We start from the raw sequence: 8,705 nt of genomic DNA, 5'->3' as shown, positions 1-8,705 counted from the left end.
CAAATTATGTCTCGTAATATTTCATATGCATTAACCGGTTGGCTGGCCGGTGCTGTGACCATGATCATCATGGGCTTTCTTTGGCCAAAAATATTTCCAGCAATCGTCAATGTTGAACATTATTATGGTGCTGGACCCAATTTAATCTCAATTATCGGGATAGCCTTGCTAGTGATGTCACCAGTATCACTGCTGGGTGGTCTTATTGGAGGTCGGGTTTCCATCGAGGGTGGGGAGTGGGGGCAGCGAGCGATTTCCGCCATTTTTGGAATCATTTTTACGATGCCGGTTAGCTGTGGGGTGTATCTGTATTTCACAGGATATGGGTTTGGTATTTCATGATAAAAATCGCAGAATATTTGACTCCCACTCCTTCACCATTGTGGAAACTGGCCAAACAGGCCGGGGCAGATTGGGCAGTGGGAAGTTTGCCCTTTGACGACCCGCTCAATGCTGGGGATGCCCCCTGGGACTATTTCCCGCTTTTACGGGTGAAACAATCATTTGAGAGCCATGGTTTTAAGTTGGCGGTGATTGAATCTCGCCCACCCTTGAATAATGCCAAACGCGGCTTACCGGGTCGTGATGAAGAAATCGCCACAGTGTGTACCTTGCTTGAGAATATGGGCAAATTGGGAATTCCTGTCTGGTGTTATGAATGGATGACCGATTTTAATTGGTTGCGCACCAATACCAGCACCCCGGCACGGGGCGGCTCGTTGGTGACCAGTTTTGATTACACATTGATTCAAGATGCACCACAGACCGAATTAGGGCCCATCAGTGAAGACACACTGTGGGAAAATCTGGAATATTTCTTAAAACGAGTGCTACCAGTAGCTGAAAAATGGAATGTCAAATTGGCCATGCACCCTGATGATCCCCCTTTATCACCCATTCGCGGTATTGGGCGGATAATGAGCAGTGTTGAAAATTTCAAGCGTCTGCTTGATCTGGTGCCCAGCCCAATGAATGGCATTACGATGTGCCAGGGCAACTTTACACTCATGACTGATGATCTGCCAGGTGTGATTCGGCAATTTGGAGAGCAGGACAAAATTTTCTTTGTTCATTTCCGCGACGTTATTGGTACACCTGAGAAATATTCGGAGGCGTGGCATGATGCTGGACAAACAGATATGTTGGCCTGTATGCAGGCTTATAAGGATATAGGTTTTGATGGAGTCCTGCGGCCCGATCACGTACCCACGGTTGAGGGAGATAGCAACGAAAACGCGGGTTACTCCTCATACGGTCGGCTCTTTGCGCTGGGCTATATTCACGGTCTAAGCCAGGCCGTATACAACGATTAGAAATTACAGATTCTGATAAAGGATTTTATTGCATGAGAATCGCAATTACCGGTGGCAATGGCCGAATCGGACAAGCCGTTGTTGAACTTGCTCTTACCCAAGGACACACTGTTGTAAATATTGATCGCATAAAAGGGGACGCAGATTTATCAGGGGTAACCCATTTTCAGCTGGACACTACAGATTATGATTCATTCAAGAAAGTACTGGATGGGTGTGAGGCGTTGATTCACCTGGCCGCTATTCCAGGGCCTGGCTATCATCCTGATCATATTGTTCATAATAATAATGTTGTTTCGAGCTACAATGCGCTCAGGGCGGCCGCAGAACTAGGTATCAATCGTGTTTGTCAGGCCTCCAGCATTAATGCCATTGGCGGTGCATATAGTCGCTTACCACACTACGATTACTTTCCTCTTGATGAAGAGCATCCCACCTATAATGAAGACCCTTATAGCCTGTCAAAGTGGATCTGTGAGATCCAAGCTGATTCATTCGTCAGAAGATATGAGAATATGAAGATTGCCAGCCTTCGTATTCATGGTGTCGCGGCTGAACGGATTGATTCAGCCAAATGGCAGGATTCGGCTACTGATATCGTGGTAAAACATTTGTGGGGCTATGTACGCCGCGATTCAACTGCGCGCGCCTGCTTACTTGGTGTTACGGCTGATTTTAGCGGTCATGAAGCTTTTTATATTGTTGCCTCTGATACGGTTATGAACATAGCTTCGCTGGAGCTTAAAGAGCAATTCTATCCAAATGTTTCCGTGCAGGGGGATCTCAGTGAAAATAAGAGCTTCTTTGATTGTCAGAAAGCTAAGCGATTATTAGGCTGGCAGCACGATACAGATTCTAAATAGGGGTGTATTCGTTCTCTTTTTCTATTCTCAATCCAATAACGGAGTAAATAATGCATATTCAACCCTCGCGTGAGGATTTGATCGAACTCACTAAGCTCAACCCTTTTTTGCGTTTCGACGATGGCCGACCAAAAGTTCCAGATGATCTACTGGCTCGCATGAAATTGGTAACAAATGAGGAAGCCTGGGCAATTCTGCATAAGCATGAGTATCTGCGTCAATTTGAAGGTGGCTGGCGAGAAACGCACCCGGGGCGCAAGCTTGTGGGACGGGTGGTCACAGCCCAATTTCTTCCTCACCGCCCTGATTATCACGATGCTATTCAGCAGGCCGGCTTGGCCGAGGGGCGCTCCAATATTGGAGGTCAAAACTCGTGGGTTATTGAGATGTTGGGGGAAAATGATGTCATGGTGGTAGATATTTTTGGGAAAGTTAAAGATGGAACCGTAATCGGGGATAATTTGGGAACTGCTGTTCAGGCACGTACCAATACTGGTGCGGTTATAGATGGGGGTATCCGTGATTATGATGGATTGACTAAACTACCAAACGTAAATTTCTTTATGCGCGGCATGGACCCAACCCCCATCGCCGACGTGACATTGGCTGGCATCAACATTCCAATTCGGATTGGCGGAGCGACAGCACTCCCCGGTGATATTATTTTGGGCACGCCAACCGGGATCACCTTTATTCCCCCACACCTCGTGCAAGAGGTTGTTGAAACCAGCGAAGAGATACGAATCCGTGATGAGTTTGGCAAGCAGCGCCTGGCAGAGGGAAAATACACCAGCGGAGAGATTGATGTCCCAGAGTGGCGTGAAGATATCAATGCAGATTTTAAAACCTGGCTCAAGAATAGAAACTGAAAGGAAGCGCATGAATAAAAAAGAGAAAAACTCTACACGGCCCGAAGAGTATGTGTCCAATTTTGGGCTCCCGAGCGATCTGAAGATAACAGATCTGAGAATTGCTACCGTGGGCTGGGACGACTGGCGCTTCCCAATAATTCGTATTGATACAAATCAGGGATTAAGCGGTTATGGGGAAGTGCGCGATGGGGCCAGCAAGACCTTCGCCCTGATGCTTAAAAAGCGTTTATTGGGTGAGAATCCATGCAATGTGGATAAACTTTTTCGTAAAATCAAGCAATTTGGACACCATGCCCGACAGGGTGGCGGTGTATGCGGTATCGAAATGGCCCTCATGGATTTGGCGGGGAAGGCTTACGGCGTCCCCGCTTATGCTTTATGCGGTGGCAAGTTTCGGGATCAGGTCCGCATCTATTGTGATACGCCGAATGAAGACACTGGGATAGCAATGGGCCATAAGCTTAAGGAGCGGATGGAGCGCGGCTTCACAATGCTCAAAATGGATATCGGCATCCAACCATTGATTGGTATAAAAGATGCGCTTACTTATCCAGCAGGAATGTTGAACTCTCATGATGGAACCTCATTAGAGCGGATGCTGGATATCAACTCCATTCAGCACCCTTTTACCCATGTGCGCTTAACCACGGAGGGGATTCGATTATTAGTGGAATATGTTGAGCAGGTCCGGTCGGTTGTTGGATACGAAATCCCAATTGCGGCCGATCACTTCGGGCATATCGGGATAGATGATTGTATCCGTCTGGGTGAAGCCCTTGAACCCTATAATCTGGCCTGGCTTGAAGATATGGTGCCCTGGCAATATACCGATAAATGGGTTCGCCTGGAGCGCTCGCTCAAAACACCTGTTTGCACCGGGGAGGACATCTATCTAAAAGAAGGCTTTTTACCTTTGTTGCAGGCAGGAGCCGTTAATGTCATTCATCCAGATCTGGCCACAAGCGGTGGCATTTTAGAAACGAAGAAGATTGGTGACCTCGCCCAGGAATATGGCATCAGCATGGCCATGCATATGGCGGGCACGCCCATCAGCACTATGGCAAGTGTTCATTGTGCTGCTGCAACTGAGAATTTTATCGCTTTGGAGCATCACTTTGCAGATGTGCCCTTCTGGAATGATTTTATTAACATTGGATCAAAACCAATTATTCAAGAGGGCTATATCCCTGTGCCCGATAAACCCGGGCTGGGATTTGAAATCAATGAAGAAACGATTAAAGAGCATCTCGTCTCCGACGACCAGGGATTTTTTGAACCAACTTCGGAGTGGGATTCTGAGCGTAGCTGGGATCGCCTGTGGTCATAGATGATTATCGGAAAATGGAATAAATTCATGAAAATTACAAATGTTAAATCTATTCTGACGGCGCCTGAAGGCATCGCCCTCGTTGTCGTCAAAGTCGAAACGGATCAGCCGGGATTATATGGGCTCGGCTGTGCAACCTTTACGCAACGCCCCACCCTGGTGGCAAATGCGGTTGACGAATATCTTGCTCCCCTGCTTCAGGGCCGTGATCCAGCCAATATCGAAGATCTATGGCATATGATGCATGTCAATTCCTACTGGCGCAACGGCCCGGTCCTGAATAACGCGATCAGTGGTGTCGATATGGCCTTATGGGATATTAAAGGCAAAGAAGCCAATATGCCCGTATATGATTTGCTGGGTGGCAAGTGCCGTGAGGCGGCCATGGTCTATCGCCATGCCGATGGTCGTGACCCCCAGGAAGTATTGGATAATGTACTCAATTATCAGGAAGAGGGATATCTGGCGGTCCGTTGTCAGATGGGCGGTTACGGTGGCCGGGTCAAGGAAATGACAGACGATACGGTTCAACCGGGGAAAGCAGCACCGCAAGCGACCCATCGCATCCATATGATGGAACGTTTGAATACCAATTTTCCCGGGGCATATTATGATCCGGACTGGTATGCCCGTTCCGTCGTGGAATTATTTGAACATGTGCGGACAAACGTCGGTGATGACCTTTTCCTTTTGCATGATGTCCATGAGCGTCTTACACCGATGGATGCGATTCGCCTGGCAAAGGCATTGGAGCCTTATCGCCTCTTTTTCCTGGAGGACCCCCTGGCTCCCGATCAGATCGAGTGGTTCCGTCGGTTGCGTGATCAATGTGCCACGCCAATTGCTATGGGTGAGCTGCATAATAACCCCCTGGAATGGCGTATGCTAATTGCCGAGCAATTGATAGATTATATCCGTGCCCATATTTCCCAATTGGGTGGCTTGACTCCTGCCCGCAAATTGGCCTCCTTATGTGAAGCCTTCGGTGTACGCACAGCCTGGCATGGCCCGGGCGATGTCTCTCCTGTCGGACATGCGGCAAACCTGCACCTGGACCTGGCATGTCATAATTTTGGGATTCAGGAAGTGATCAATTTCAGTGATGTACTCTATGAGGTCTTCCCGGGCACACCTGAATTGCGCGGAGGATATGTCTGGTCGAACGGCAAACCTGGATTTGGGGTTGATATCGATGAAGAAAAAGCAGCTCAGTACCCAATCGAGATTCCGCCAATTACGTGGACGCAAAGTCGTTGGCCTGACGGTACGATTTGGACACCTTAGTAAATTACAGAAAACATTCTAACTACTCAGGCTTGTCTTTGCGAGGCAGTTCTACCGCCGAAGCAATCTCCCAAGCAGTTTTGGAGACTGCCGCGTCGCAAAAGCGTGCTCCTCGCACAGACACTTCTGAAGAGGCTGAGTAGTTACGAAGCAATCTAATATTAAAGTGCTACATTTCATTGCTAGAAAGTATATAGAAGAAAGCTTATGAGCATTAAACCTGATAAATTCCCAATGCGGGCAGTCCCCGGATATTATTCGAGTACCGAAGGTATTCAGATCGCCTTCCAGACAAATGCCAATGCCAGCGATGAAGATTTGCAGTTTTATCAGCAATTAGGTGTCGAGTGGGCTATGGTTAACATCAATAATGCTGAGCAGCACTCGCTCGAATTTTATAAAGGCCTGGTCAAACGTTTTGGTGATTACGATATCAAGATTTATCGAATAACCAACCTCGGCGTTCACAACGTGCCTGAGATCACACTCAATCTTCCCGGCCGCGATAATAAGATAGATGAATTTAAGGGTTTTATCCGTAATATCGGCGCCGCAGGAATTAAATACAATACCTACGCCCATATGGCCAACGGGATTTGGTCTTCCCCCCGAATCGATGGGCGAGGCGGGATGAGTGCACGCCACCTTGATATATCTAACGCTGTCGGATATTGGGATGATCATAGTTATTCTGGGGAATTGACACATGGACGGACCTATAGCGAAGAAGAATTATGGGAAAACTATGCCTATCTGATCCGCCAGATTGCACCGGTGGCCGAAGAGGCCGGTGTACGGATCGGGATCCATCCCGATGATCCGCCAGTTTATGCATTGGGAGGCATTCCACGCTGTATCTTTGGCAATTTTGCCGGTTATAAAAAAGCAATGGAAATTGCAGATAGCCCCAATATCGGCGTTTGTCTTTGCATTGGCTGCTGGCTGGAGGGGGGCGAAATCGGTATGGGCAATAGCGTGGTTGATGCCATAAAATATTTTGCATCAAAAAACCAGCTCTTCAAAGTTCATTTTCGGAATGTTTCAAATCCCATGCCCGAGCCATTGGCCGAGACGCTGATCGATAATGGTTATCAGGATATGTACGATGTAATGAAGGCACTCCGCGAGGTGAAATTCGACGGGTGTATTATTCCTGACCATATTCCACAGATGTTGGGTGGGCATCGGGTGGGCGTGGCCTATTCGATTGCCTATATGCGAGCGCTGGTGCAGGCGGCGAATCATGAGTTTGGCGGGGCTGCATAGAGTCGGTATTGAATGAAAAAAGTGAGAGTATCCTATGAACAAAGTAATTGAGCAAATTGGAAAGCTGGGCGTCGTCCCTGTCGTAGCAATTGAGGATGCAGCCGACGCGCCCCGATTGGGTCAGGCCTTGATGGCCGGTGGTTTGCCTTGTGCAGAGATCACATTTCGTACGGCAGCAGCAGAATCGGCCATCCGTGCAATGGCTACTGAATATCCGGATATGCTGGTGGGGGCCGGAACTGTGTTGACGGTGAATCAGGCAGAAAGAGCCCTTTCCGCTGGTGCAAAATTTATCGTTACCCCTGGATTTGACGCCGCCGTTGTCGATTGGTGCCTGAGTCACGAGTTGCCGATCACTCCCGGAGTAATGACCCCGACTGAAATTAATTTGGCTCTCAATAAAGGGCTGAAGCTGTTGAAATTTTTCCCTGCGGAAGCGGCTGGTGGCATCAAAACGCTCAAGGCCATTGGTGGCCCTTATGTCGGTGTTTCCTTTATCCCAACCGGCGGGATCGGTGTTCACAACCTGGCTGACTATTTGCGATTGCCCATGGTCCACGCTTGTGGAGGCAGTTGGCTGGTCAAAAAACAGCTGATTGCAGAGGGCGAATTTAAACAAATCGAGAAGTTAACTGCTGCCGCTGTAAAACTGGTTCAGGAAATACGAGGAGAAAATCATGACTAAGCGCGTTGTGACTCTCGGCGAAATCATGTTGCGTTTGAAACCAGTCGGTTTTGAGCGCTTCTTTCAATCGCCGACATTGGAAGCCACCTTTGGCGGTGGTGAGGGGAATGTTGCTATATCATTGGCGAATTTTGGCCTGGACGCAGCTTTTGTGACAGCCCTGCCCATGAACCCCATTGCCGACGCCTGCATCCGATTTTTGCGCGGTTATGGTGTAAACACCGATCATATTACTCTACAGGGAGAGCGGATGGGGATCTACTTTTTGGAGGCTGGAGCCAATCAACGACCCTCGAACGTCGTCTATGATCGCGCCCATTCTTCCATTTCCACTGCCCAGGCTGCAGATTTCAACTGGGATGCCATTTTTGAAAATGCAGGTTGGTTCCATATTACCGGCATCACACCGGCCATAAGTGAATCAGCGGCAACGTTGTCCCTGAAGGCTGTGCAGGAAGCAAAAGCACGCGGCGTCACTGTTTCCTGTGACTATAACTTCCGCAAAAAATTGTGGAAGTATGGCAAGAGTGCTCCTGAGGTGATGGGAGAATTGGTCAAATTTGTGGATGTGGGCATCGCCAATGAAGAGGATTGTCAGCGTTCGCTGGGGGTTTCTGTGAGTGAAGGGGATTGGGAGCAGGGTGTCAGTTCAGGTGAATTGGATACAGCTCGGTATCAGGCCCTGGCAGAGAAAATGTTTGCCACCTTCCCCAATCTGAAATATCAGGCGATCACGCTGCGTGAAAGTTTTAGCGCCAGCCATAATGGCTGGTCGGGATGTTTATTTAACGGAAACAAATTCCTCGTCAGCCAGCGATACGATATCAAAGATATTGTGGATCGTGTCGGGGGAGGCGATTCATTTGCGGCCGGATTAATTTACGGTTTACACACGGGAATGACAGATGAAGACGCCCTGAGCTTTTCAGTGGCAGCTTCTTGTCTGAAACATTCCATTTCCGGAGATGTAAACCTGAGTACAGTCTCTGAGGTCCAAAAACTGATGGCTGGTGATGGCTCAGGCCGAGTACAGAGGTAGCTGTCCTGTTGAATTGACTCTTCAATCCCATTCAGTATTTATAAGTAGAGGAGAAA

9 protein-coding genes are annotated in these 8,705 nt (G+C 48.4%); all 9 read left to right on the top strand.

Annotated features, from left to right (window positions below; genetic code table 11):
* A partial coding sequence (locus tag AC3DOM_RS07595; protein ID WP_487918435.1) for a hypothetical protein occupies positions 1-342 on the top strand: 342 nt, incomplete at its 5' end.
* Complete coding sequence (locus AC3DOM_RS07590; protein WP_487918434.1) at positions 339-1,313, top strand: mannonate dehydratase; 975 nt, start codon at positions 339-341, stop codon at positions 1,311-1,313. The genes AC3DOM_RS07595 and AC3DOM_RS07590, both read left to right, overlap by 4 nt.
* Before the next feature lie 32 nt (positions 1,314-1,345).
* Positions 1,346-2,176 carry an NAD-dependent epimerase/dehydratase family protein gene (locus AC3DOM_RS07585; protein ID WP_487918433.1) on the top strand — a complete coding sequence of 277 codons (831 nt, stop codon included), beginning with the start codon at positions 1,346-1,348 and terminating at the stop codon, positions 2,174-2,176.
* A 50-nt stretch (positions 2,177-2,226) separates the two neighbouring features.
* Positions 2,227-3,045, top strand: a complete 819-nt coding sequence (locus tag AC3DOM_RS07580; RefSeq protein WP_487918432.1) for an RraA family protein — start codon at positions 2,227-2,229, stop codon at positions 3,043-3,045.
* A gap of 10 nt (positions 3,046-3,055) precedes the next feature.
* The gene (locus AC3DOM_RS07575; RefSeq protein ID WP_487918431.1) at positions 3,056-4,375 is read left to right on the top strand and encodes a mandelate racemase/muconate lactonizing enzyme family protein; all 1,320 of its coding nucleotides are present in this window, start codon (positions 3,056-3,058) and stop codon (positions 4,373-4,375) included.
* A gap of 27 nt (positions 4,376-4,402) precedes the next feature.
* Positions 4,403-5,659, top strand: a complete 1,257-nt coding sequence (locus AC3DOM_RS07570) for an enolase C-terminal domain-like protein (protein ID WP_487918430.1) — start codon at positions 4,403-4,405, stop codon at positions 5,657-5,659.
* 207 nt (positions 5,660-5,866) lie between these two features.
* Entirely contained in the window at positions 5,867-6,925 is a 1,059-nt protein-coding gene (locus AC3DOM_RS07565; RefSeq protein WP_487918429.1) for a mannonate dehydratase, read from the top strand.
* 34 nt (positions 6,926-6,959) lie between these two features.
* Positions 6,960-7,610: a bifunctional 4-hydroxy-2-oxoglutarate aldolase/2-dehydro-3-deoxy-phosphogluconate aldolase gene (eda, locus tag AC3DOM_RS07560; RefSeq protein ID WP_487918428.1), complete on the top strand. Its 651-nt coding sequence runs from the start codon at positions 6,960-6,962 to the stop codon at positions 7,608-7,610.
* Positions 7,603-8,649 carry a PfkB family carbohydrate kinase gene (locus tag AC3DOM_RS07555; protein ID WP_487918427.1) on the top strand — a complete coding sequence of 349 codons (1,047 nt, stop codon included), beginning with the start codon at positions 7,603-7,605 and terminating at the stop codon, positions 8,647-8,649. The genes eda and AC3DOM_RS07555 overlap by 8 nt, the downstream gene beginning before the upstream one ends.
* Positions 8,650-8,705 lie beyond the last annotated feature (56 nt).

This window comes from Candidatus Desulfolinea nitratireducens (assembly GCF_982879505.1).
The sequence above is the reverse complement of the archived record's forward strand: the minus strand, read 5'-3'. Positions and strand labels throughout refer to the sequence as shown.

Excerpts from the sequence above, each read along its gene's own strand:
- AC3DOM_RS07590 (WP_487918434.1), top strand. The coding sequence starts at position 339 with ATGATAAAAATCGCAGAATATTTGACTCCCACTCCTTCACCATTGTGG.
- AC3DOM_RS07585 (WP_487918433.1), top strand. The coding sequence starts at position 1,346 with ATGAGAATCGCAATTACCGGTGGCAATGGCCGAATCGGACAAGCCGTT.
- AC3DOM_RS07555 (WP_487918427.1), top strand. The coding sequence starts at position 7,603 with ATGACTAAGCGCGTTGTGACTCTCGGCGAAATCATGTTGCGTTTGAAA.
- AC3DOM_RS07575 (WP_487918431.1), top strand. The coding sequence starts at position 3,056 with ATGAATAAAAAAGAGAAAAACTCTACACGGCCCGAAGAGTATGTGTCC.
- AC3DOM_RS07565 (WP_487918429.1), top strand. The coding sequence starts at position 5,867 with ATGAGCATTAAACCTGATAAATTCCCAATGCGGGCAGTCCCCGGATAT.
- AC3DOM_RS07570 (WP_487918430.1), top strand. The coding sequence starts at position 4,403 with ATGAAAATTACAAATGTTAAATCTATTCTGACGGCGCCTGAAGGCATC.
- eda (WP_487918428.1), top strand. The coding sequence starts at position 6,960 with ATGAACAAAGTAATTGAGCAAATTGGAAAGCTGGGCGTCGTCCCTGTC.
- AC3DOM_RS07580 (WP_487918432.1), top strand. The coding sequence starts at position 2,227 with ATGCATATTCAACCCTCGCGTGAGGATTTGATCGAACTCACTAAGCTC.